We start from the raw sequence: 22,527 nt of genomic DNA, 5'->3' as shown, positions 1-22,527 counted from the left end.
CAGCGCCTTTTTTTGATCAAAATAGTCACTTCATGCGACTGACCACTGTAGCCTCGGTGGGGGTGGCGGCGCCTATATCTTTGCCTGCATGGCCTTGGTATATCAGCAGCTTGGTGCCTTCTTTGGTGAATTTCTTGTTCACCAAAGCTTGCCCGGTCAGCGTGCCTTCGCTGTCCAGCGAGCAGCTGGTCACCTCGCCGATGCGCTTGCCGTCCGGGTCGGTCACAGGGTCGCCCTGATGAGCGATGCGCACGCCCGGCGGCAGGCGGAAGCGCAGCGCTTCCTGCTTGCGCTCCTGCTCCTGCGCCAGGAAGGCGGCGCGGCCGATGAACCAGGGCTTATAGGTCTTGACGAAGGCGCGGAAGCCGGAATGACCGATCCCCAGATTGAGCGGCCCGGCCAGCTCATGCCCATAGAGGGGCAGGCCAGCTTCGATACGCAACGAATCGCGCGCCGCCAGCCCGCATGGCTTAAGGCCGTGCTTGGCGCCGACGGCCAGCAGTGCGTTCCACAGCGCTACGGCTTGGCTAGGATGCACGAACAGCTCGAACGAGACCGGCTCGCCGGTGTAGCCCGTGCGTGAAAGGATCAGGTCGAAGCCGCCCAGAGTCACCTTCGCTACGCCGAAGCGCCTGAGCTTGCGGATGGTTTGCTTATCGGCATCGCTGCCGCCCAGCGCCAGCAAAACCTTGCGAGACTTGGGGCCTTGCAGGGCCAAGTCTACGCGCTGGTGCTTGCCGCTGCTCGCGGCGCGCAGGTTGCGCAGCCGGGCGCCGCGGCCAAAGGCCAGCGCACCGGGCTGCTGGCGGTCTACGCACACCGCGCCTGTCTGCACCGCGGTGAGCCAAGCCCAGTTCTTGTCATCATTGGCGGCATTGACCACTACCAGATAGTGCTGCTCGGCCATGCGGTAAACGATCAGGTCGTCAAGGACATTGGCGTCAGCATCCATGAAGTGCGTATAGATAGACATGCCGACCGGCAGGCCGGCGATGTCGTTGCCGCACACCGAATCGAGGAAGCTGGCAGCCTGCGGCCCGCTGATGTCGTATACGCCCATATGGGTGACATCGAACAAGCCGGCGGCCGTGCGCACGGCGGCATGCTCCTCGCGTACGGAGCTGTAGCGCAGCGGCATATCCCAGCCTGCAAACGGCACCATCTTTGCGCTCAGTGCCACATGGGTGTCGTAGAGCGCGGTGCGCTTGATGGCCGTTTCGCTGGGTTCATGCCAGTCGAACTTGGGCAGCGCCTTGGCTTTGGAGCTGCCGATGCCGTAGTAGAACGGCTTCTCGGCCGCAGCGGCTTTGCCGGCTGGCGCCGCCACTTTGAACTTGGACTCGCGGACGGCCACGGGGCCGGGCGCCTTGCGTTGCAAATCGGCCGGGTCAACGGTTACATAGCCATCCGAGAGGGCGCGCAACCAGGCCGTGGCCAGCCCGAACTGGGCACGCTTGACGCCCAGCAGGTAGCCACCGTTTGCCAGCGTTTTGATGCTACCGTGCACATCGCCCTTGGGCGTATGGGTGAGGAAGCCAGCGCCTTTGCCAAGCGTCTCAATGTCGCTGGCGATGGCCATGTTCAGCAAGTTCGTAGCCTGCTCGCCGTGCACTTCAATCCCTACCCAGGCGCCTTTAGCCTTGGGCTTGTCATCTATATAGTAGAAGTGCGGATAGCCACTCGAGGCCGATTTGAAGTCAATGCCAGCCTTCTCGGCCAGGGCGCGCACGCGCAGCTTGGCATCCTCCAGCACGGCAAAGTCCACCTTGGCGCGCTGGCTCAGGCTGGTCTCACTGCGGTCGCGGTAGGGCACGCAGGCCAGCAGCACATCGGCGATGATGTCGGCCAGCTGGCGGCTCTCCTTCTCCTTGAAGCCCCGCTGCGTGATCCACGGCGTGCCTAGGCGCAGGCCGGAGGGGTTCATGGCGCCGCGGTCACCCGGGATGGTGTTGCGGTTGACCACAACGCCGGCAATATCCAGAATGCGGGCCGCCATATCGCCCGAAAGGGTCGTGCCATCCGGCCCCACAACGCTTTTGCAGTCCACGTTGGTGAGATGGCTCTGCGTGCCACCGAAGGGAATGCGGAAACCGCGTTTCTGTAGCTGCTCGGTCAGCGCCACTGCGTTCTTCACCACCTGGGCCTGCAATTGCTTGAACTCTTTGCTCTGGGCTATTTTGAAAGTGAGTGCCAGCCCGCCAAACACGTTCACATGCGGGCCGCCTTGCTCGCCGGGGAACACGGCCCGGTCAATCAGCTCGGCGATCTTCTTGTCGGTGGTCATGATGATGGCGCCACGCGGCCCATTGAGCGTCTTGTGGGTGGTCGAGGTCACCACATGGGCGTGCCCAATGGGGGAGGGGTATACGCCGGCTGCCACCAGGCCAGCCACATGAGCAATATCGGTCAACAAGTAGGCGTCCACCCCGTCGGCAATCTGGCGCAGGCGCGCCCAATCGGCCGGCCACGGGTAGGATGAGAAGCCGCCGATGATCATCTTGGGCTTGTGCTCGCGGGCCAGGGCTTCCACCTGGTCATAGTCGATCCGCTCCGTCACCGGGTCTACCGAATAGTGTACGATGTTGAAATACTTGCCGGAGCGGTTGACGGGCGCGCCGTGCGAAAGATGGCCGCCATGGAGCAAGTTCATGCCCATCACCGTGTCGCCTGGCTTCACCAGGGCGTGATATACGGCATTGTTGGCCGGGCCGCCGGAGAGCGCCTGCACGTTGACATAGATCTGGTCGGCGCCCACGCCGTTGGCGGCAAAGGCCTCGGCGCAGCGGCGGCGGGCCAGCGCCTCGATGGCGTCGGCGTACTCCACCCCTTTGTAATAGCGCGGGTCGGAGTTGCGGCGATAGTGCGCCAGCCGCGTTTCGTGGTCCAACAGTTCATCTTCGTCCAACCAGCGGCTGTCTTCGTCGGGGTAGCCCTCGGCATAAATATTGCCGAAAGCGGAGGCCAGCGCCTCGCGCACGGCCAGCGGGGCGGTACTCTCGCTGGCGATAAGAATCAGCTTGCGGCACTGGCGCTCGGCTTCGAGCTGGTTCAGCTCATACACCGCCGGGTCCAGCTGGGCCAGCGTGCCGCGGAACAAGAAGTCTTTAGGGGCAGATTTTGTCTTTTTGGTCGGCATATTCTTTTGTCTATGTGGAGGCTAACAAACGAATTGTATCAGCGCTTGACGAAGGGCTTCCAAGTGCGATAGGCTGTGTATAGAGCGGAGGGCTCATGGTCAGCAGCAAGGCAAAAACCATCGCAGAGTATCTAAAGGAGCTGCCAAAAGAGCGGCGCAAGGCCCTTAGCGCGGTGCGTAAGGTTATCAAGGCCAATCTGCCCAAAGGCTTTGAAGAGGGAATGACCTTCGGAATGATCACCTACTACATCCCGCTCAAGGATTTCCCGGAAACATACAATGGCCAGCCCTTGGGCATCGCCGCCTTGGCGTCTCAGAAGAATTACATGGCGGTTTACCTGAATAATATCTACAGCGAACCTGCCACCACCAAGTGGTTCATGGACCGCTATAAAGCCACTGGCAAGCGAATGGACATTGGCAAATCCTGCGTGCGCTTCAAGAAGCTGGAAGACCTACCGCTGGAGCTGATCGGGGAGACCGTGGCGATGAATTCAAAACAACGGCTGCTCGAAATGTACGTAGATGCTCGTAAATCCTCGGAGCGGGCCAGGAAGTAACGAACTAACCCAGAGCTGTCTTTCGTTTCTACCGTGGCTGTGTATTAACAAAAAGAAAACGCCGGAGCAATCAGGGCTAAGTCTTTGCCTGACCAGTTCGCCTCTGGCCCGGCTCTGCTTGACTTGCCTACCAGCTTCGCCTGTTCTGGTGACCGCACCGGCCACTCTGTCAAACGGCTGCGGCCTTGTTTTCTGGCCGTCTCATTACCGTTAGTGTCGGCGATCTGCTGGAACCTGCTCCGACGTTTCTTTGCTCATAGAATACGCTTGCCCGGCAGGCCTGTCATATGGTGAATGTCCTGTTGAACTGGGGCAAATGACCTAAAGCAATACTTGCAATGCCAGCATACTTACCAGGCCAAGGGTGATCACCGCGCCGGCCGTCGCTGCACTAATGTCCTGCAGCGCATCAGGCACAAGCTCTGCAAACGCCATCCAGATCATGGCGCCTGCGGCCAGCCCCAGGCCAAAGGGGAGGGCAGGGGCAAAAAAGGAAACCAGCAGAAACGCAGGCACTGCCATCAACGGCTGCGGCAGGCTGGAAAAGATGCTCCACAGCATCGCTTTAAGTGGGCTGGCGCCGCGTGGTACCAGCACTAGGCTGATCGCCAGTCCTTCTGGAATATTATGTATGGCGATGGCTAGAGTTATGAACAAGCCCAGGCTTTGTCCGCCCCCATAGGCAACGCCCAGTCCTATGCCTTCGGCAAAGGAGTGCAAGGTCATGATGCCTACGATCAACAGAGCTTTCGTACCGCCCGAGCTTTGAAAAGCGTTGATTGCCTGGCTCTTGCTGGTCTCCAGGCGACGGTTGAGCAACATGATCAGGCCGAGCCCGCTCAAAATCCCTAGGATGAGCAGGCCGGCGCCATAGGCCAAGCCATCATTGATGAGCCCGTGAGACGCACCCAGCATGAGCCCAGCGGCGAGGGCATTAAAAATGCCGAGCCAATGGCGCGGAAAATTGCGAACCAGCATAAAGGGCAAAGCCCCGAGGCCTGTGGCAACCGCGGTCAGCAGGGCAGCAAAAAAGACTTCACTTGTTTGTGGGTTTATGTTCATGGGCAACTGGCCTCTTAAGGATTACTGAGAACTCACCCGAGAGAGCGCCGGATCGTGTAACCAGCTGCCAGCCATCAGTCAAAAGGGACTTGATGTATTCGTACGGGTCAGCGTTTTGTGCCGAGGCAGGCGGCATCAATTCCCCGTCCACCAGCTCAACCTCGCCGTGGGTGATCTTAAGTTCAAGATACTCCCATTTCTCCATAACTGACCCTTACTTGTTGAATTATACAATGAGGCTCAGTGCGGGGCTTGCCGCGGCCCTAAATAAAAACAGCGCCTGTGGCGCTGTTTTGCGTGTGGGCGAGATAGGACTCGAACCTACGACATCCTCCTTGTAAGGGAGGCGCTCTAACCAACTGAGCTACTCGCCCAAGCCAGAAATAATACCCGCTTTTACTTGCAATCCATGTTGCAGAATTGCTTATGCTTGCAAAAAACTTTGTGCTATAGTCTGGCCATGCCCCCCGGCACATACGCAGACCGCATTCGTGAAGCGCGGCCGCGGCTCTCCAAAAGCTTTCAGCGGCTCGCCGATTATATATTAGATTCATACGTACAGGCCGCCTTGCTGACCGCCTCTGAGCTGGCGCATGAGGTGGATGTGGATGCCGCCACCGTGGTGCGCTTTGCCCAAACGCTGAACTATTCCGGCTTCCCGGCCCTGCAGGATGAGATCAGAGCGCGTGTGCTGCAAGACATGCTGTTGCAGCAGAAGGATGAATCCAAGGCTGACAGCTTGCGCGGCCTGACCGACCGTGCTTATAAAGACCTAGCCGATGCGATCGAGCGGGCTCGCCGCCTGCTGGATGCAGCCCCGCTGGAAAGTCTGCTGAGTGCGCTCGGCAAAGCCAAGCGCGTTTTCATTCTGAGTGATGCAGCCGCCGCTCCCAGTGCCGGCGACCTGCTGCACCATTTGCAATCCATTGGGCTGCTGGCGTATAGCCTACCCGTTGAGGATCAGAGACTGGCTGCCGGGTTGGCGCTGGCGAGTGAGGGCGACCTGCTTATCGCGTTGGATGCGCTCAACAGCACGCCGTTGTTGCCGCTGGCAGTGGCGCAAGCCAAGGCCAGCGGCTTGCATACCACCGTGGTGGTGGGCGGCGCCTCGTATGACGCGGCCCGCAAAGCGGACATCGTGCTGGAAGTGCCGCGCCAGGAAGACGGCGACCACGCCGTGAGCTTTGTGATGGCCGCCCTGGTCAACGCGCTGGGCCAGGCCCTGCGCTGGCGCTTTGCCGAGCGTCACAAGGAAGTGCAAGCCAAGACCGATAAACTGCTGCGCCGCCTGGCGCGAGCGAACTAGAGGAGACGGATGCGCATTATTCGATACTTACAAGATGGCACAGCCCGCTATGGTTGGGTGCTGGGTGACAAGGTTGGACCTATTGAGGGTGACCCGTTCAGTGCTTTCCAGCGTGGCGAAGCCACCATGCCGCTGGCCGAGCTTAAGCTGCTAACCCCCGTCGTACCCAGCAAGATCATCTGCGTTGGCCGCAACTATGCCGAGCATGCCAAAGAACTGGGCAATGAAGTGCCGGAAGTGCCGATGCTCTTCCTCAAGCCCCCCTCAGCGCTGATCGCCCACGGCGAAACTGTGCTCCTGCCGCCGCAGACCCAGCAGCCTGAGCACGAAGCGGAGCTGGCGATCGTGATCGGCAAACGCGGCCGCTGGATCGAGCCCGATGCAGTCAATGAATATATTCTGGGCTATACCATTGCCAACGATGTCACCGCGCGTGACCTGCAGAAACGTGACGGCCAGTGGACGCGTGGCAAGGGCTTCGACACCTTCTGTCCCTTTGGCCCCTGGGTTGAAACTGACTTTGACCCCGCCGATGCGGTGGTGACCTGCAGCGTGAATGGGGAACTGCGCCAGATGGGCTCCACCCGCGACATGATCTTCTCGGTGCGCCAGTTGCTGGCCTATATTTCGTCCGTGATGACGCTGGAGCCGGGTGACTTGATTCTCACCGGCACGCCCGCCGGGGTTGGCCCGCTGAAAGACGGCGACGAGCTGGTCACCAGCATTGAGGGCTTGGGCGAACTGCGCAACCCGATTGCCGCTGAGCCAGTGCGCTAGGAGAGCAAACAAACAAAAAAGACGACCCGAAGGGTCGTCTTTTTTTGTTGTGGTTCTTCTGTACTAGAAGCCCTTGACAGCGTTGCCAGCGGCCAGAAGCGCCCAGCCAGCGAAAGCCAGCCAGGTAGCGTAAGGAGCGGCGAAGGCGAGAACGCCGAGCGCGCCCAGCAAAGCAACAACAGCAAGAACGAGTGCAGCCCAGAATACCCATTGCTTGGGAGGAGTGAGTCTCATAATAAATTTTTGCCTCCTTTCCTCAGATCTCTGCTCCAAAGTGAGCAGGTGATTAATGCTACTATAAATAAAAAGACCGGACAAGTTATTGTCCGGTCTTTTTCTAGGAAAAAATTACCCAGTAGAGACTCTACTAGCTCTTGTCTTCAAGCTTGGCGCCACCGGCCACGCGCTTGACGGCATCAATACCGCCTTTGCACTTGGCTGGGGAAGAGTACATCTCGCTGGTGCCGATCACGCGGTTGTTGGCGGCGCGTAGGTTGAAGTAGCTCTGGCCGTTCTTGGCCTTTTTCTCCACATAGTTGGCCATTTTGCCTGCATGCTTCTTCACGGACTTGATGCCGCGCTTGGCGCTGTCTTTGGTGTTGTAGCGTTCGCTGTGCAGGATCGGTTCGCCATTGGTGCTGATGAGGTTAAAGCGGAAGCCGCCTTTGCCCTTCTCGATCACAAACTTTGCTGTTGCCATAAATCTCTCTCCTCCAAACGTGCTTGGATTTCTGCGTGAGCAGCAAATGCTCACAGTTTCGTCATTGTACAACGCGGCCGGGTTTAAATAAAGAGGCATCTGCGCTGTGCGCAGATGCCTCTTGTTGCTAAGCAGGCTTGCAAGCCGCAGCTTGGCCTAGGGCTTGATGATGCGCGGTACAAACCAGAACCCATTGGCCTGGGCGTAGTCTGTGTTGTTCGGCTTGACCGTCAGCACAAAGCGAACCGTCTTGCCCGCCAGGCTGGAGAGATCCACGTTGACATCCTTGGCCAGGCCTTCGAGCTTCTCGTTCCAGGTGCCCAGAACGGTTTCCGTGCCGTTGAGGATGTAGCTGAAGGTGAACTGCAGGTGGCAGTTGGGGTTGTTCTTCAGGCAGCCTACCTGGGTGCGAAAACGGTCGCCAGATTGTACGGTGAACTCAGGATACACGCCGCGGATGAAGCCATTGCTGGCGTGGTTGGGACGCGGCCAGATGGCTGGCTCGTCTTCATTGCGCGTCTCGAGCTCAGGGTTCTGCAGCACGATCACGAAGCCCTGCGTGCCGCTGTTGGCGCCGGGGCAGGGCAGGCTGCCCGCCTCATTGCTGGACCAGCTGGCCGAGCAATAGTTCGCGGCAAAGTCGTAGCGTACGCCGCTGCTCCCCGTGCCCACGCGTATCTGGGCAAAGAACGGTACACCGGCGCTGTTGGCATGGCCATTCACGCCGAATGTGTAGCCGTTGGCTGCCTTGATCACCCAACTGCTCTTAAAGGTGCCGTCGCTGTTGGGGGCGGTCATGGCGATGGAGATATCCACCGTCTCACCTGGCTTCACCTCTTTGGGGATGTCAATGCTGCTGGTGGAGGCCAGGTTGGTACCTGAGGTGTAGACAATGTCAAAGTCTGAGCCCCAAGTGCAGGTGCCGTTGTTGCGGATGCGCCAGGTCTTGGTAAAGCTCTGGCCGCGGCTCATCTGGGTGTTATCCGGCACGGTGATATCGGCCACGAAGTAGGCCTGATAGCAGCCGGTGGCCGGCACCGAGGTGGCCACTACGGTTGTGGGCACCTGGGTGTTGGTAGCAACAGGCTGGAGCGGTGTTTCGGTGGGGGTAGCGGTCACCACGAAGGGCGTTTGAGTTGCGGCCGGGGTATTGGTGGCCGCGGATTGCTGGCCCTGGGCCACCAGGGTGCCTGCCACTTGGGTATACAGGGCGTTGAGATCCAGCGTGGGGGCATGGCTCTCAGGCGAGGGGGCGCGGCAGGCGGCCAGCAATAGGCCAGCCAGCAGCAGCACACCCAGGATGCGTATGCGGGTAATGGTTTTAGTCATAGCGGTTCTCCCTGATTAATGACGCGCTGCAATGATTTTAGCACTTGAAGCGCTTGCAAGCACAACGGAGAATAGGGGCTAAAAGTTCCTTTACGCTGCAGCTAGTCCGCAACGTATGAATTAAAAAAGACCGCCAAAGCGGTCTTTTTTAAGAGTCGGGGCGAGAGGATTCGAACCTCCGACCCCTTGCACCCCATGCAAGTGCGCTACCGGGCTGCGCCACGCCCCGAACAAGGCGAGATTATAGCCTAAAAGCCATCTAATGCCGCAACACTTTCGCTATTTCTTCGTAGACTCTAGTATGCGCAAGCACATGTGGATTCTGGTTGCATTGACATGGGCCGCTCTGGCTTGTCGTATGGCTCAGCCAGCGCAGCCAACCACCACGCCGCTCCCATCCCCAATAATGGAGGCCGCCCAGCCTGGCGGTGACAGGCTGGAACCAGGTGACTATGAACTGACCATCGTGAACGGCGCTGATCGGCGCGAGGTGCTGCTGCACCTGCCGCCGGCGTACGATGACGAGGCGCGGCTGCCGCTGCTGATCGTGCTGCACGGCGGGAGTGGCAGCGGGCAGCAAGTGCGCCGCTCCACTGGGATGGATGCCGACGCGGATCAGTACGGCTTTATCGTTGCGTACCCAAACGGCAGCGGCCGTTTGGGTAGCGTGTTACTCACCTGGAACGCCGGGCATTGCTGCGGCTATGCCATGGAAAGCGCGATGGATGATGTCGGCTTGCTACGCGTGTTGATCAATTCTATGATCGCTCACTACGCCGTAGACCCGGCCCGCGTGTACATCACAGGCATGTCCAACGGTGGCATGATGGCGCACCGTGCTGGCGCAGAGCTGGCTGACCTAGTGGCTGGCATTGCGCCGGTGGCTGCCAGCGTGGGCGGGCAGGGACCGGCTGAGGCAGCATTGTTCACGCCTCCTCAGCCCAGCAGCGCGTTGGCGGTCATCGCTTTCAACGGGATGGCCGACCAGCATGTACTGTATGAGGGCGGGTTGAGCCCGATGGCGGTTGACCCGGGGCGGATTGACCTGTCAGTGGCGGACTCACTGGGTTTCTGGGTTGCGGCCAACGGCTGCAACCCGCTATCCAGCAGTGCTACGCGCTCCCGCGGCAACGTGCTGATCGAGACCTACGCCGATTGTGAGGACGGCACTGCGGTGACGCAAGTGACGATCATTGACGGTTTGCATGCCTGGCCTGGCGGGCGAGATGGCCTGATCGGTGATTCCCCCTCACAAGATGTTTCTGCCAATCAAATGATGCTGGAGTTCTTTCTCCAACATCCTAAGCAATAAAAAAACGGCGCTGTAAGCGCCGTTTTTTTTTTATTGCTGTTTAGAAGATGCCCCAGTCTGCGCCGGCGCCTTCTTCCATGTATGTCAGATCCCAGAGCTCGGTGCCCATCATGATGGTGGTGTCGCGCTGCAGGGCATCCGCGGCCTTTTTGCGGGTCATCTCCAGCAGGGCGGGGGCGTATGGGCAGAACGGCGTGGTCATGATCATGGTGACCTTGCCCTGATTGTCCTCAAGGGCGACGTTGCGCACCAGGCCAAGCTCGATGACGTTGAGGCCGATCTCCGGGTCTACGACTTCACGCAGGGCGGCTTCGACTGCTGGCACCAGGTCTGGGTTGGTGCTTTCGATCTCCCAGATGGCTTGTTTGGCGGGGTCTTGCGAGGCTACTGGACACATATTGGGTGTGGCTCCGTTCCTTACGACGTGATGGCCTGCTTAATGGCGGCCATCGGGATGGTGTAGGTGCAGTGGTTATCTCCGCTGAGCAGGCAGGAGGTGCGCTGCGGGTCAGCGGAAAGGGCTTTGGCAATGAGGGCTTTATCAATGCTGCACACCTCGCCGTGGGTTTGGCCCACATAGAAGTACGGGCAGCTGGTTTCCTTGATGATGAGCTCGTGCTCGGTGCGCTGCACCTGGACGGTGAAGCCTTCCTTGGTGAGCCAGCCCTTGAGCAGCTTGAGGCGCTCATCGAGGCTCATGCGCTCCAGCTCGCCATTGGCGGCCAGATCGTCAGCGGCGGAGGCGCCCATGTTACTGAGCAAGCCGGCGAACTGCTCGGCCGGCAGGGTTTCTTTGAGCTCGTTGAGCAAGCGGTTGGTGAAGCGGATGGTGCGGGCGGGGAAGTGCTCCATGCCGGCTTCGGTGAGATAGTAGACGCGGCGCGGGCGGCCAACGCCGTGCCGCTCTTCTGTGGAGGCCACCAGGCCCTCATTTTCCAGGCGCGCGATGTGGTGGCGCACGGAGATGGGGCTGATCTTGACGGCTTTGGCAAGCTCATTGATCGTGCTGCGCTGGTGGTTTAGCAGGTATTTGAGGACTGCGTTGCGTGTGCTGCCCATGGCTACTGAGGGCAGTATATCATCCGCATTTCGCGCCGTCAATATTTTAGATTTTCCTCATAAAAATAGCGGAGGCTCGCAATGACGAGCCTGCCGGCTCACTGTTTCAGTGCGCACATCGCCTGGCGGATCTCGCCGAGGTGATAGGCGGAGTGGATGATGACGGTGAGGGCGCCGCCGATCGTGTCCTGGTTCCACATGGGGTTATTGGCGAAGAGGCCCTTGATACGCTCGTAGGTGGCGCGCAGTTTGGCCTTGGAGGCTTCCCACTCCTCGGGCGTGACCTTCTCGATGGTGCGCCAGATGTGACCCCAGTCTGGCGGGGTGTCGTCACCCTGCAAGGCGTAGCGCTCGAAGGATTCAATGTAGAAGACGACGTGCTCCACCTGGGCGGCCAGCGAGGCGCATTTGCCGCCGACGGGGATTGAGGCTTCTTCGGCTGAGATGGTGTCGAGGGTGGCGATGAGCGAAGCGTTCTTGTCGAGGTAGATGTTCTGGGTGGTGTTGAAGGTTTCTTCGAGGAGCTGGACAAGCATGTTGCTGACTTCCTGAGGCTGAATTTCGACTGTGGCGCTCATACTTCCTCCGTAAAAATAATAACAATCATCATTGGTGGGTGGGTGATGTTATTGGTTAAAGCTTTTTCCGATGGGGTTAGTGTAGCTAAGTTTTGGTGGGAGTGTGCGATTGGAAGGTTTGTCAAGGTGTTCGGAGAAGGGCTGCCTTTGTAATGACCTAAAGGATTCCTCCTCGCCGCTGCACGGCTCGTTCGGAATGATAAATGAGCTGGTACTGTGCGTCCAAATATTTTAGATTTTCCTCATAAATATTGACCATGCTTTATGAACCTGCTATAATCCCTCAAAATCACCCTGGTTGAACAATGCGGCCCGAATTTGTGGCTGTGTTCACATTTCATGCTTTAGGAGAAATACGGTTCATGTCTCAACTGGATATACGCGATTTGCGCGTCAATGTAGCTGGCAACGAGATCCTTAAAGGCCTCAACCTGACGATCGAGCAGGGCAAGGTGCACGCCCTGATGGGCCCCAACGGCAGTGGCAAGAGCACGCTGGCCTACACGCTGATGGGCCACCCAAACTATGAGGTGACCGGCGGCGAAGTATGGTTCAAGGGGCAGAACATCCTTGAACTGGAGCCGGACCAACGCTCTCATCTGGGCATTTTCCTGGCGTTCCAATACCCGGTGGCGATCCCTGGCGTCAGCGTGGCGAACTTTCTGCGAACGGCGCTGAACTCGCACCGCAAAGCCAAGGACCCCGAGGACAAGGGCATGCCCATCCCCGAGTTTCGCAATTTATTGAAAGCGAAGATGGACCTGCTGAAGATGGACCACAGCTTCGCGGGCCGTTACCTCAACGACGGCTTCTCCGGCGGTGAGAAGAAACGCGCCGAGATCCTGCAGATGGCCGCGCTCGACCCTGAGTTTGCCGTGCTGGACGAGACGGACTCCGGCCTGGATATTGACGCATTGCGCAATGTGGCCGAGGGTGTGCAGGCGCTGCGCGGGCCGAACTTCGGCGCGCTGGTGATCACGCACTACCAGCGCCTGCTGAACTACATCAATCCGGATGTGGTGCATGTGATGTTCAATGGCCGCATTGTGGAAACCGGCGGCCCGGAACTGGCTCTGAAGCTGGAAGCCGAAGGCTATGACTGGGTGCGCGAGGCGCACGAGAACAAGGTTGCGGCGTAATACGCCCTGACCTCTGGCCTCGCTCTCATTGGGAGCGAGGAAGGAAGGAGACAGATGGCACTTAAAGACATTATTGAAAAGCCGAAAGACGATGCCGAGCTGTTGGCTGGCATTGATGAATACAAGTACGGCTTCGTAGATGAAGTTCAGCCGGTCTTCCGCACGCGCAAGGGTTTGGACGAAGAGATCGTTCGCCAGATCAGCGCCAAGAAGGAAGAGCCGGAATGGATGCTTGAGTTCCGCCTGAAGGCGTACAAACACTTCATGCAGCGCCCCATGCCCAAATGGGGCGGCGACCTGGACAAGCTGAACTTGGACGAGATCTACTTCTACAGCAAGCCGGCCGAGGCCGAAGGCAAGAGCTGGGATGATGTGCCCGAGAACATCAAGAAGACCTTTGAGCGTCTGGGCATTCCCGAAGCCGAGCAGAAGTTCTTGGCTGGCGTAGGCGCCCAGTACGAATCAGAGATGGTGTATCACAACATCCAGCAACACCTGGCAGACCAGGGCGTGCTGTTCAAAAGCATTGAGCAGGGCTTGAAGGACCACCCGGATATGTTCCGCGAGTACTTCGGCACCATCATCCCCATCGAGGACAACAAATTCTCCGCGCTCAACTCGGCGGTATGGTCGGGTGGCTCGTTCGTCTACATCCCCAAGGGCGTCAAGGTCGAGATGCCGCTCCAGGCGTACTTCCGTGTCAACCAGGCCGACCAGGGCCAGTTCGAACGCACCCTGATCATCGTGGACGAAGGCGCTGAGGCGCACTATGTGGAAGGCTGCACTGCTCCGGTGTACACCACTGACTCGTTCCACAGTGGTGTGATCGAGATCATTGTCAAGAAGAACGCCCGCTTCCGCTATACGACCATCCAGAACTGGTCGAACAACATGTACAACCTGGTGACCCAACGTGCGCACGTGCACGAGAACGCCACCATGGAATGGGTGGACGCCAACCTGGGCAGCAAGCTGACCATGAAGTACCCCTCGTGCTATTTGCTGGGCGAAGGCGCGCATGGCGAGATCCTCTCGATGGCGTTCGCCAGCGGCCACCAGCACCAGGACACGGGCGGCAAGGTGATCCACTTCGTGCCCAATACCACCAGCAAGATCACGTCGAAATCGATCAGCAAGAGCGGCGGGCGAGCCTCGTACCGCGGCCTGTTGAAAGTGCACCCCGGCGCCGAGGGCTCCAAGTCCAACGTGGTGTGTGACGCGCTGCTGCTGGACGACCAGTCCCGCTCGGACACCTATCCGTACATCGAGATCGACGCGGAGGATGTGACCATCGGCCACGAGGCTTCGGTCTCCAAGGTGGGCGAGGAGCAGCTGTTCTACCTGATGAGCCGCGGCATGACCGAAGAAGAAGCTGCCACCATGGTGGTGTCTGGCTTCATTGAGCCGCTGGTCAAAGAACTGCCGATGGAATATGCCATCGAAATGAACCGCCTGATCCAATTGCAGATGGAAGGCTCGATCGGCTAGCAGCCTCGGGCTGCACCGTTCGAGTTAAGTGAGAAGCAAAGACACTATGGCAAAGAAGAAAACCAGCGCGCGCCCCAAAAAGGCCGTAAGCAAGAAAAAGGCTGCCCCAAAGAAGGTAGCCCCGAAAAAGACTGCTAAGAAGACTGCGGCCAAGAAAGTGGCTGTAAAGAAGGCCAAAGCCGTTGCCAAGCGCAAGCCGGAGGCTGTAGCCAAGAAGAAAGGCGTCGCCAAGAGCAAAGCGGTTGCCAGCAAGCGGGTCGTGACCCGTTCGCCAGAGCGCGAAGTGATCGGCGCAGGCCAGACACCGCGCGTGATCACGCGTGGCGGCGCGGCGGCGGTGCAGACCCCCAGCGGGTTCCCCTTCACAGTGGAGCAGATCCCCAACGGTGTGAAAGAAGCCGCGTTCCTGCACAGCTATCGCAAGAGCGCCTGGGGCCAGTTTGAAAAACTGCCGCTGCCCACCACCAATGATGAGGCTTGGCGCCGCACCGATATTCGCCAACTGAAGCGTGCCGGTCTGCAGATCGCTGACGGGTTGCCCAAGGCGGCGCGTGAGGCGCTGCCCAGCATCCCGGCGCGGCTGCTCAAGCCGCTGGTCGGCAAGGGGCACGGCGGCCAGATCGTGTTCGGCCCGGGCAAGACCACCGTGGAGCTGAGCAAGACGATCGCCAAGCAAGGCGTGGTCTTCACCGACTTTTCCACCGCGGCTGCCAAACACCCTGATCTGCTCAAGAAAGTGCTGGGCAAGGTGGTCAAGCCTGACGAAGGCAAGTTTGCCGCCATGGCCGGCGCACTGGCGGGCCGCGGCGTGCTGCTGTATGTCCCCAAGGGCGTGCAGGTCGACGAGCCGCTGCACTCGCTGTTGTGGGGGCCGGGGGCCGGGCTGGCGTACTTCTCGCACATTTTGGTGTGGGTGGAAGACGGCGCTTCGGTCACTTATGTGCACGAGTCGGCTTCGCCCACCATCAAAGAGCAGAGCATGCACGCCGGCATCGTGGAGCTGCATGTTGGCTCAGGCGCGAACCTGCGCTTCGTGGAGCTGCAATCGTGGGGCGAGCACATGTGGAACTTCACCCATGAGCGCGCCCGCGTGCAGAAGGACGGCAACCTGGATTGGATCTTTGGCGCCCTGGGCAGCCACCTGACCAAGAACTTCTCTGAGATCAACCTGGAGGGTGAGGGCAGCCTGGGCCGCATGTCTGGCTTCTATTTCACAGACGGCGAGCAGCACCTGGACCACGACACACAGCAGAACCACATGGCGGCCCATACCACCAGCGACCTGTTGTTCAAAGGCGCGCTGGAGGAAAAGAGCCGCTCGGTATGGCAGGGCATGATCTATGTGGCGCCCGGCGCCCAGCGCACGGATGGCTACCAGGCCAACCGCAACCTGGTACTCAGCAAGCAGGCGCGGGCGGACAGCATCCCTGGCCTCGAGATCCTGGCTGACGATGTGCGCTGCACCCACGGCGCCACCGTGGGCAAGATCGATCCGGATGAGTACTTTTACCTGATGAGCCGCGGCATTCCGCCGGTAGAGGCGCGCCGCCTGATCGTGAAGGGCTTTTTCGACCCGATCATGGAGCGCATTCCCTTTGAGGGCGTGCGCCAGCGCTTTCAGCAGGCCATTGTTTCGAAGATGAAGTAGTTGTAAGATAGTAGATTGGATGTAGTGCTGGTGAGCGTGACCCAGCGAGAGTGAAAGGCAAGGCTGCTCACTCCTCACAGGTCATCGTTCGCCGGTTTCGGAGGTTAAATGGCAGAACTTCGTTTTACAACCGCCCCTGACCGGGAAGATGTCTATAAGGTAGGCGACCGCGTGGAGGTCTACTGCGACCATGAAGACCCCAAGGGCAACCGCGTGCGCGGCTGGCTGGAGGGTGTGGTGGTGCAGGTGGACCCCAAGATCGTGGCGGTGCAATTCGCCGAGCCGGTGTACCTGACGGATGGCTGGATGGTGCCGGACCACGTGCTGTGGTGCCCGCCCAATTCGCAGCAGATCCGCATGGCGCGCAAGCGCACCCGCAGCAAGCCGCGTGCCGCGGCTCCCAAGCCGCGTAGCGCGGTTTCCAGTCGCGCTAAGGCTAAGGCCAAGACCAAGGTCAAGGTCAAGGCTAAGGCTAAGGCCAAGAGCAAGTAGGGGCGTATGGCAGAGACACACACCATGGACATCAAACGCATCCGTGCTGATTTTCCGGTGCTGGATGTGGAGGTCAAGCCGGGCGTCAAGCTGGTGTACTTGGATTCAGGCGCCACCAGCCAGAAGCCGGTGCAGGTGATCGAGCGTATGAACCAGTATTACCGCGCTGAGAACGCCAATATTCACCGCGGCGTGCACAAGCTGGCCGAGCAGGCCACTGAAGATTATGAAGGGGCGCGCGGCAAGATCGCCAAGTTCATTAATGCGGCCAAGAGCAAAGAGATCATATTCACTCGCAATGCCACCGAGTCGGTGAATTTGGTCGCCCAGACCTGGGGCAAAGCCAATTTGCAAGCTGGTGATGTGGTGGTGCTGACCGAGATGGAGCACCACGCCAACCTGGTGCCGTGGCAGATGCTGGCTGCTGAGCGCGGCATCCGCCTGGAGTTCATCCCGGTGACCGAGGAAGGCGTGCTGGACATGAGCGCGCTGCCCGGCCTGATGGAACTCAAGCCCAAGCTGGTGAGCTTCACTGCCATGAGCAACGTGCTCGGCACCATCACGCCCATCGCTGAGATCGTCAAGGCTGCGCATGCAGCCGGCGCGCTGGCCATGGTGGACGGCGCACAGTCGGTGCCGCACTTGCCTACGGATGTGCGCGCGCTGGACATCGACTTCCTGGTGTTCTCGAGCCACAAGATGCTGGGGCCTACTGGCCTGGGTGTGCTGTACGGCAAGGAAGCCTTGCTCGAAGCGATGCCGCCTTTCATGGGCGGCGGCGACATGATCAAACGCGTCAAGCTGCGCGAGTTCAGTACAGCGGGTGTGCCGCACAAGTTCGAGGCGGGCACCCCGGCGATCGCTGAGGTGATCGGCCTGGGCGCGGCGGTGGATTATTTGAACGAGATCGGCATGGAAGCCATCGCTGCCCATGACCGCGAGCTGACCGCGTATGCACTGGAGCGGCTCGAGGAAGTGCCGGGCGTGTGGATCTTTGGCCCCGGCATTGAGCACAAGAGCTCGAATGCGTCCTTCACGCTGCAAGGCGCCCATCCGCACGACGTCGCCGAGATCCTGAACCGCCACGGCGTAGCCACGCGGGCCGGCCACCACTGCGCCATGCCGGTGCACGAGAAGTTCGGCGTGCCAGCCACGACGCGGGCCAGTTTTTACCTCTACAACACCAAGGAAGAGATCGACACCCTGGTGGAAGCACTCTACAAAGTAAAGGAGATCTTCAAATAAGATGGACGATCTCTATCGTGAACTGATCATTGACCGTTACCAGAACCCGCGCTTCAGCGGCACACTGGACCCGCATACCCACAGCTACGAGGACGACAACCCGGTGTGCGGTGACCATATTCGCATTGACCTGCGCGTGGATGACAACGACGTGGTGACCGAAGCCAAGTTCACCGGCGAAGGTTGCTCCATTTCGCAGGCGTCTGCGGACCTGCTGATGGAGAAGATCACCGGCATGCCGGTGGCGGATGTGCGCACGCTGGCCAAGCAGGACATTCTGGATCTGCTCGGTATCGAGCTAGGCCCGGTGCGCCTCAAGTGCGCGCTGCTCTCGCTTAAGGTGCTCAAGGGCGGCGTGTATGGCCTCGACGAGGTCATGTCGCTCGACGAGTTGGCCGAGTCATAGACGAGGCGCAGCCTAGATGCCTGACGTCGGAACCTTTGTATTCACTTCGCTCGGCCCCAAAGAGGTCGATTTTGTAGCCGTAGCCAGCGAAGAAGAGCTGCCTAACGGCAAGCGCCTCTTCGTGACTGTGGACGAGTACAACCTGGTGGTGTTCAACATCGCCGGGGAGTATTTCGCCATCGCAGACTTGTGCTCGCATGATAACGGGCCGCTGGGCGAGGGCGAGATCGAGGAGTACGAGGTGATCTGCCCGCGCCACGGCGCACGTTTTGACGTGCGCAGCGGGCGGGCCACCGCGCTGCCCGCCGTGGTGGACATTCCCGCCTACCCGACGCGGGTGACGGACGGGCAGGTTGAGGTGGGGCTGCCGCTGTAAGCGGCTAGCTGATTAGCTATAAGCAAAAAGCACCAGGCAACTGGTGCTTTTTTTTTGTTCTTTTATACACGAATTAGGTTCTGTAATCGAAGATTACAGAGTGCGCCCCTGGTGTGCATCCTTAGCCAACAAAGCGGCTGCTATGCAGCCGCTCTTTGTGCCAGCGAAGGATCCTTGCTGAGGTGGTTTTGGAGTCTAGCGATGCGAAAGCAATGTCAACGAGGATCCCTCGCTACGCTCGGGATGCACGATTTCTATTCAACCACCGGCCAGCCGCGCTCGAGGGCGATGGGCTTGAGGAACTCGTCGGGGAAGAAGGCGACTGGGTGGCCGGCCATCTCCAGCAGGCCGACGTCGGTGCTGCCATCGGCATAAGCCCAGCTGGCAGCGAAGTCCACGTCGATCTTCTGGGCGGCCAGGGCGTCGCGGGCCAGGCTGGCCTTATTCTCGTCGATCGAGACCAGGCCGTCCACGCCGCCGGTGTAGCGTCCGTTGCGCAGGGCGGGCTTGGTGCCGACGGCCATGTCCGCGCCGAGCTCGCGGGCGATGCGCTCCACCAGCGGCTGCGGCCCAGCCGAGACCAGCACGACCAGATGACCCTTGGCCTTGTGCTCCATGATCTTGTCCAGCCCCTCAGTGCGCCATAAGCCTTGCATGTATTCGGTGGTCACCCAGTCCCAGGTGGGCTGAGCCTGCTCGGGTGTATCGCCGCGCAGGAACCACATCAGGTGCGCCGCCCACGGCGTGCGGAATGCGCTCTGCGAGAGCAGGCCAACCGAGTGCAGTAGGTAGAGCGGCATATGGTAGGCCCAGTACTGAAGCAGGGTCCAGGTGCGCTTGCCGTTGGTTTTGTAATAGTCAAGCACGCCGCGCCACACGCGTTCGGTGGTCAGTGTGCCATCAACATCAAAGAAGGCAACGGTCGTCATTTGGCTTGCTCCGTATGCATCCTTACCAGCTCGCGGCGCAATAGCTTGCCGACATTGGTGCGGGGAAGTTTCTCGATAAAGGTAAAACCCTTAGGAACCTTGTAAGGTGCGAGGCGCTCTTTGCACCAGGCGCGCAATTCTTCGGCGGTGACGGTTTGGCCCTCGTGCAGCACCAGCCAGGCGTGGATGGCTTCGCCGCTGTCAGCATCTGGCAGGCCGGCGGCGCCCACCTCGCGCACGGCGGGGTGCTGCTGCAGCACTTCCTCGACCTCGCGCGGCCACACCTGGTAGCCGCCCACCTTCACCAGCTCCTTCTTGCGGTCAATGATGTAGAAATAGCCGTCGGCATCCATGCTGGCAATATCGCCGGTGTATAGCCAGCCTTCCTTGAGCACATCCATGGTCTCGGTGGGCAGGTTGTGGTAGCCGCGCATTACTTGCGGGCCGCTGATGACCAGCTCGCCGATCTCGCCCTGTTTGAGTACGGTAACGCCGTCCTGCAGGCTGACGATGCGGCAGTCCACACCCGGCAGCGGCATGCCGATTGAGCCGGTCTTGTTCACGCCGGTGAGCGGATTGCAATGGGTGGCCACGGGCGTCTCGGAGAGGCCGTAACCTTCCAGCAAGTGGCCGCCGGTGAGCGCTTCGAAGCGCTCCTTGGTCTCGCGCAGCAAGGGGGCCGAGCCGGAGATGCAAAAACGGATCGAACTCAGGTCGTACTTGCCGGCCTTCACATCCGGATGATTGTTGATGGCGTTGTACATGGCCGGCACACCGGGGAAGGTGGTGGCCTTGTATTTTTGGATGTTGGCGAGCACATCGCCAACGTTGCGCGGGTCAGGGATCATGACCAGCGAGCCGCCCTTCCACATGCCGTAGAGCATGCCCACCACCATGCCGTAGGCATGGTACATGGGGATGGCCAGCAGCACCATCTCGTTGCCTTGCTCGCCCTCGTGGTTCCAGGCGTCGATCTGGGCGGTGTTGGCCACCAGGCCGCGGTGCACGGCCACCACGCCTTTGGAGCGGCCGGTGGTGCCGCCGCTGTATTGCAGCAGGGCGGTATCGTCGGGCTCTACCGCCACCTGCGGCCGTTGGCTGGGTGTGTGGGCGTCGATCAGGTCCTGCATCCACAGGTCGTTATCGCGCAGCTGCACACGGAAGCCGGCTTTCTTTTCTTTGAGCAGGCCGAAGAGCAGTTTCTTGACGGGCGGCAGGTGTTCCTTGATGTTGGTGGCGATCACCTGGCGGATGCGGGTGCGCGGCTGGACCTCTTTGACCTTCTCATAGTTGTTGGTCATCACGACCATCAACTCCACGCCGGCATCGTTGACCTGGTACTCCAGCTCGCGCGGGGTGTATAGCGGGTCGGTCGCCACCACGACTGCCCCAAGCTTAAGGATGGCGAAGTAGGCAATGACGAATTGCGGCGTGTTGGGGATGAACAGGCCAATGCGCTGTCCCTTGCGCACACCGAGGGCGGCAAGGCCCGCGGCGAAGCGGTCGCTCAGTTCGTCTACTCCTTTATATGAGAGCGTTGCGCCTTGGAAGATTGTGCAGGGCTTATTGGGATAGTCACGCACGGCGCGTTGCAACACATCCACCACGGTGAGGGCGGGAAAATCGAGCGTGTGCGGGACGGCTTGGTCGTAGTGGGCGAGCCAGGGTTTGTTTTGCATGCTGGTACTTTAGACTTCCTCTGCGTGCAGAAAATTATGGATAGCAATATCCACGGCGGCGTCTGCGCCGGGGGCGCTGAGGTCTACCCAGTGGATGGCCGGGTCGGCGGGCTTGAACCAGGCGTACTGGCGGCGCACGAAACTGCGTGTCAGGCGCTTGATCTCGGCCACGGCCTCATCAAGCGGCAGCTCGCCCGCCAAATACTGGGCGAGTTGCGCATAGCCAATAGCGCTAAGGCTAGGCAGTGAAGGCGAATAGCCCGCAGCCAGCAGGCTGCGGACTTCATCCAGCCAGCCGGCGGCCAGCATGGCGTCAATGCGCGCATCAATGCGCGCATGCAGCTCGGCCCGCGGGCGGGTGAGGCCCAGGCGCAGGACGCGATAGGGTGATGGCGCCTGGCCGCGCTGATGGCTGAAGCGCCGCCCGGTGGCGAAGATCACTTCGAGCGCCCTTAGCGTGCGGCGCACATTGCGCGGGTCGATGTTGGTCGCCGCGGCCGGGTCGAGCACGGCCAGGCGGGCATGCAGCGCATCGCCGCCGATCTGCTCAGCCCAGCCTTCCAGCGCGGCGCGCAGCGCCGGCTGTGGCGGCAGGGCCGGTGGCAGCCAGCCAGCCAGGATTGCCTGGATGTACTGGCCGGTGCCGCCGACCAGCAGCGGCAGCTTGCCGCGAACGTGGATGTCTGCAATCGCTGCGCTGGCCTGCTGCTGGAAGACGGCCAGACTGAGCGTCTCGCCCGGCTCGGCAATATCGATCAAGTGGTGTACCACCGCTGAACGCTGTTCAGCGGTGGGTTTGGCCGTGCCAATGTCCATGCCTCGATAGAACAAGCGCGAATCGGCTGAGACGATCTCACCATTCCAGCGTTCGGCGATCACAATGGCGGTCTCGGTCTTGCCCACCGCGGTGGGGCCGAGCACAGCCACCAGAGGTAACCTGGACTCAGCCGTGGACTGCATTTTCGAAGTGAGTGATCTCGATCTCGCCGCCGGGCTGCCGGTACACGGCAATCACATCAATACGCCATTCAGTGTCGGCAGGCTGGGTTTGCATATAGGTTTCAGCGGCGGCGATCAGGTGGCTTTGTTTGGTGAGGGTTACTGAGCCTTCAGGCGGCCCAAACTGGGTACTGCGGCGGGTCTTGACCTCAACAAAGATCAGCCCGCCCTCTTTGCTCATTAGCAGATCGATCTCGCCGTGGGGCGTGCGCAGGTTGTGTGCCAGCAGGGTATAGCCGCGTTCCTGCAGGTAGCTGGCGGCGGCTTGCTCTCCCCAGCGGCCGAGCTGCTGGCGTGGCGTGCGCAT

23 protein-coding genes and 2 tRNA genes are annotated in these 22,527 nt (G+C 60.2%); 11 read left to right on the top strand and 14 right to left on the bottom strand.

All coding sequences use genetic code 11. The features are described 5' to 3' along the window. Positions 1 to 25 precede the first annotated feature (25 nt). A complete protein-coding gene (gene gcvT, locus KIT08_00505; protein UYN89737.1) occupies positions 26 to 3,136 on the bottom strand; it encodes a glycine cleavage system aminomethyltransferase GcvT in 3,111 nt (1,036 codons plus the stop codon). A gap of 95 nt (positions 3,137 to 3,231) precedes the next feature. On the opposite strand from gcvT, the gene KIT08_00500 reads away from it, so the two are divergent. After that, positions 3,232 to 3,696 carry a DUF1801 domain-containing protein gene (locus tag KIT08_00500; protein ID UYN89736.1) on the top strand — a complete coding sequence of 155 codons (465 nt, stop codon included), beginning with the start codon at positions 3,232 to 3,234 and terminating at the stop codon, positions 3,694 to 3,696. A gap of 321 nt (positions 3,697 to 4,017) precedes the next feature. On the opposite strand, the gene KIT08_00495 is transcribed toward KIT08_00500, so the two are convergent. Both KIT08_00495 and KIT08_00490 read right to left on the bottom strand, forming a co-directional pair. Next, a complete protein-coding gene (locus tag KIT08_00495; GenBank protein UYN89735.1) occupies positions 4,018 to 4,674 on the bottom strand; it encodes a ZIP family metal transporter in 657 nt (218 codons plus the stop codon). A 384-nt stretch (positions 4,675 to 5,058) separates the two neighbouring features. Further along, a tRNA-Val gene (locus KIT08_00490) sits at positions 5,059 to 5,132 on the bottom strand. Positions 5,133 to 5,218: 86 nt separating this feature from the next. On the opposite strand from KIT08_00490, the gene KIT08_00485 reads away from it, so the two are divergent. Together KIT08_00485 and KIT08_00480 are read left to right on the top strand one after the other, a co-directional pair. Beyond that, positions 5,219 to 6,064: a MurR/RpiR family transcriptional regulator gene (locus KIT08_00485; GenBank protein ID UYN89734.1), complete on the top strand. Its 846-nt coding sequence runs from the start codon at positions 5,219 to 5,221 to the stop codon at positions 6,062 to 6,064. A gap of 9 nt (positions 6,065 to 6,073) precedes the next feature. Then, a complete protein-coding gene (locus tag KIT08_00480; GenBank protein UYN89733.1) occupies positions 6,074 to 6,841 on the top strand; it encodes a fumarylacetoacetate hydrolase family protein in 768 nt (255 codons plus the stop codon). Positions 6,842 to 6,904: 63 nt separating this feature from the next. On the opposite strand, the gene KIT08_00475 is transcribed toward KIT08_00480, so the two are convergent. The 4 genes from KIT08_00475 to KIT08_00460 form a co-directional block, all read right to left on the bottom strand. Beyond that, positions 6,905 to 7,075, bottom strand: coding sequence for a hypothetical protein (locus tag KIT08_00475; GenBank protein ID UYN89732.1), 171 nt, complete (start codon positions 7,073 to 7,075; stop codon positions 6,905 to 6,907). A 133-nt stretch (positions 7,076 to 7,208) separates the two neighbouring features. After that, positions 7,209 to 7,541, bottom strand: a complete 333-nt coding sequence (locus tag KIT08_00470; GenBank protein UYN89731.1) for a YegP family protein — start codon at positions 7,539 to 7,541, stop codon at positions 7,209 to 7,211. A 156-nt stretch (positions 7,542 to 7,697) separates the two neighbouring features. Then, complete coding sequence (locus KIT08_00465) at positions 7,698 to 8,870, bottom strand: hypothetical protein (GenBank protein ID UYN89730.1); 1,173 nt, start codon at positions 8,868 to 8,870, stop codon at positions 7,698 to 7,700. Positions 8,871 to 9,025: 155 nt separating this feature from the next. Beyond that, a tRNA-Pro gene (locus KIT08_00460) sits at positions 9,026 to 9,099 on the bottom strand. Between the two features lie 129 nt (positions 9,100 to 9,228). On the opposite strand from KIT08_00460, the gene KIT08_00455 reads away from it, so the two are divergent. Then, entirely contained in the window at positions 9,229 to 10,182 is a 954-nt protein-coding gene (locus KIT08_00455) for a hypothetical protein (GenBank protein UYN89729.1), read from the top strand. A gap of 40 nt (positions 10,183 to 10,222) precedes the next feature. On the opposite strand, the gene KIT08_00450 is transcribed toward KIT08_00455, so the two are convergent. The 3 genes from KIT08_00450 to KIT08_00440 all read right to left on the bottom strand — a co-directional run bounded on the left by KIT08_00450 (position 10,223) and on the right by KIT08_00440 (position 11,819). Beyond that, entirely contained in the window at positions 10,223 to 10,579 is a 357-nt protein-coding gene (locus tag KIT08_00450; GenBank protein UYN89728.1) for an iron-sulfur cluster assembly protein, read from the bottom strand. A gap of 20 nt (positions 10,580 to 10,599) precedes the next feature. Next, positions 10,600 to 11,241: a winged helix-turn-helix transcriptional regulator gene (locus KIT08_00445; protein UYN89727.1), complete on the bottom strand. Its 642-nt coding sequence runs from the start codon at positions 11,239 to 11,241 to the stop codon at positions 10,600 to 10,602. Positions 11,242 to 11,339: 98 nt separating this feature from the next. After that, positions 11,340 to 11,819 (bottom strand): DinB family protein, encoded by a 480-nt coding sequence (locus KIT08_00440; protein UYN89726.1) that lies wholly within the window; start codon positions 11,817 to 11,819, stop codon positions 11,340 to 11,342. Between the two features lie 362 nt (positions 11,820 to 12,181). On the opposite strand from KIT08_00440, the gene sufC reads away from it, so the two are divergent. The 7 genes from sufC (at position 12,182) to KIT08_00405 (ending at position 18,613) form a co-directional block, all read left to right on the top strand. Further along, positions 12,182 to 12,958, top strand: a complete 777-nt coding sequence (gene sufC, locus KIT08_00435; GenBank protein UYN89725.1) for a Fe-S cluster assembly ATPase SufC — start codon at positions 12,182 to 12,184, stop codon at positions 12,956 to 12,958. A gap of 54 nt (positions 12,959 to 13,012) precedes the next feature. Next, on the top strand, positions 13,013 to 14,446 hold the full coding sequence (sufB, locus tag KIT08_00430) for a Fe-S cluster assembly protein SufB (protein ID UYN89724.1): 1,434 nt from the start codon (positions 13,013 to 13,015) through the stop codon (positions 14,444 to 14,446). Positions 14,447 to 14,492: 46 nt separating this feature from the next. Then, on the top strand, positions 14,493 to 16,094 hold the full coding sequence (gene sufD / locus KIT08_00425; GenBank protein ID UYN89723.1) for a Fe-S cluster assembly protein SufD: 1,602 nt from the start codon (positions 14,493 to 14,495) through the stop codon (positions 16,092 to 16,094). Between the two features lie 108 nt (positions 16,095 to 16,202). Next, the gene (locus tag KIT08_00420; protein ID UYN89722.1) at positions 16,203 to 16,586 is read left to right on the top strand and encodes a hypothetical protein; all 384 of its coding nucleotides are present in this window, start codon (positions 16,203 to 16,205) and stop codon (positions 16,584 to 16,586) included. A gap of 6 nt (positions 16,587 to 16,592) precedes the next feature. After that, positions 16,593 to 17,831 carry a cysteine desulfurase gene (locus KIT08_00415; protein UYN89721.1) on the top strand — a complete coding sequence of 413 codons (1,239 nt, stop codon included), beginning with the start codon at positions 16,593 to 16,595 and terminating at the stop codon, positions 17,829 to 17,831. Position 17,832: 1 nt separating this feature from the next. Then, positions 17,833 to 18,237: an SUF system NifU family Fe-S cluster assembly protein gene (locus KIT08_00410; GenBank protein UYN89720.1), complete on the top strand. Its 405-nt coding sequence runs from the start codon at positions 17,833 to 17,835 to the stop codon at positions 18,235 to 18,237. A gap of 16 nt (positions 18,238 to 18,253) precedes the next feature. Further along, positions 18,254 to 18,613 (top strand): non-heme iron oxygenase ferredoxin subunit, encoded by a 360-nt coding sequence (locus KIT08_00405; GenBank protein ID UYN89719.1) that lies wholly within the window; start codon positions 18,254 to 18,256, stop codon positions 18,611 to 18,613. A 254-nt stretch (positions 18,614 to 18,867) separates the two neighbouring features. Here KIT08_00405 and KIT08_00400 read toward each other — a convergent pair whose 3' ends face one another. Genes KIT08_00400 through KIT08_00385 form a run of 4 tightly spaced genes read right to left on the bottom strand, consistent with a single transcriptional unit; the run spans position 18,868 to position 22,527 of the window. After that, entirely contained in the window at positions 18,868 to 19,542 is a 675-nt protein-coding gene (locus KIT08_00400; GenBank protein ID UYN89718.1) for an HAD-IB family hydrolase, read from the bottom strand. Beyond that, positions 19,539 to 21,221, bottom strand: a complete 1,683-nt coding sequence (locus KIT08_00395) for a long-chain fatty acid--CoA ligase (protein ID UYN89717.1) — start codon at positions 21,219 to 21,221, stop codon at positions 19,539 to 19,541. Before KIT08_00395 ends, KIT08_00400 begins: the two co-directional genes overlap by 4 nt. A 9-nt stretch (positions 21,222 to 21,230) precedes the next feature. Continuing rightward, positions 21,231 to 22,181 carry a tRNA (adenosine(37)-N6)-dimethylallyltransferase MiaA gene (miaA, locus tag KIT08_00390; protein ID UYN89716.1) on the bottom strand — a complete coding sequence of 317 codons (951 nt, stop codon included), beginning with the start codon at positions 22,179 to 22,181 and terminating at the stop codon, positions 21,231 to 21,233. Next, positions 22,165 to 22,527, bottom strand: coding sequence for a YraN family protein (locus KIT08_00385; protein UYN89715.1), 363 nt, complete (start codon positions 22,525 to 22,527; stop codon positions 22,165 to 22,167). Before KIT08_00385 ends, miaA begins: the two co-directional genes overlap by 17 nt.

This window comes from Anaerolineales bacterium (assembly GCA_025808555.1).
In the GTDB taxonomy this organism is placed as follows: domain Bacteria; phylum Chloroflexota; class Anaerolineae; order Anaerolineales; family UBA11579; genus JAMCZK01.
Note: the sequence above shows the minus strand (reverse complement) of the source record. Positions and strands in the feature narration are given on the sequence as shown.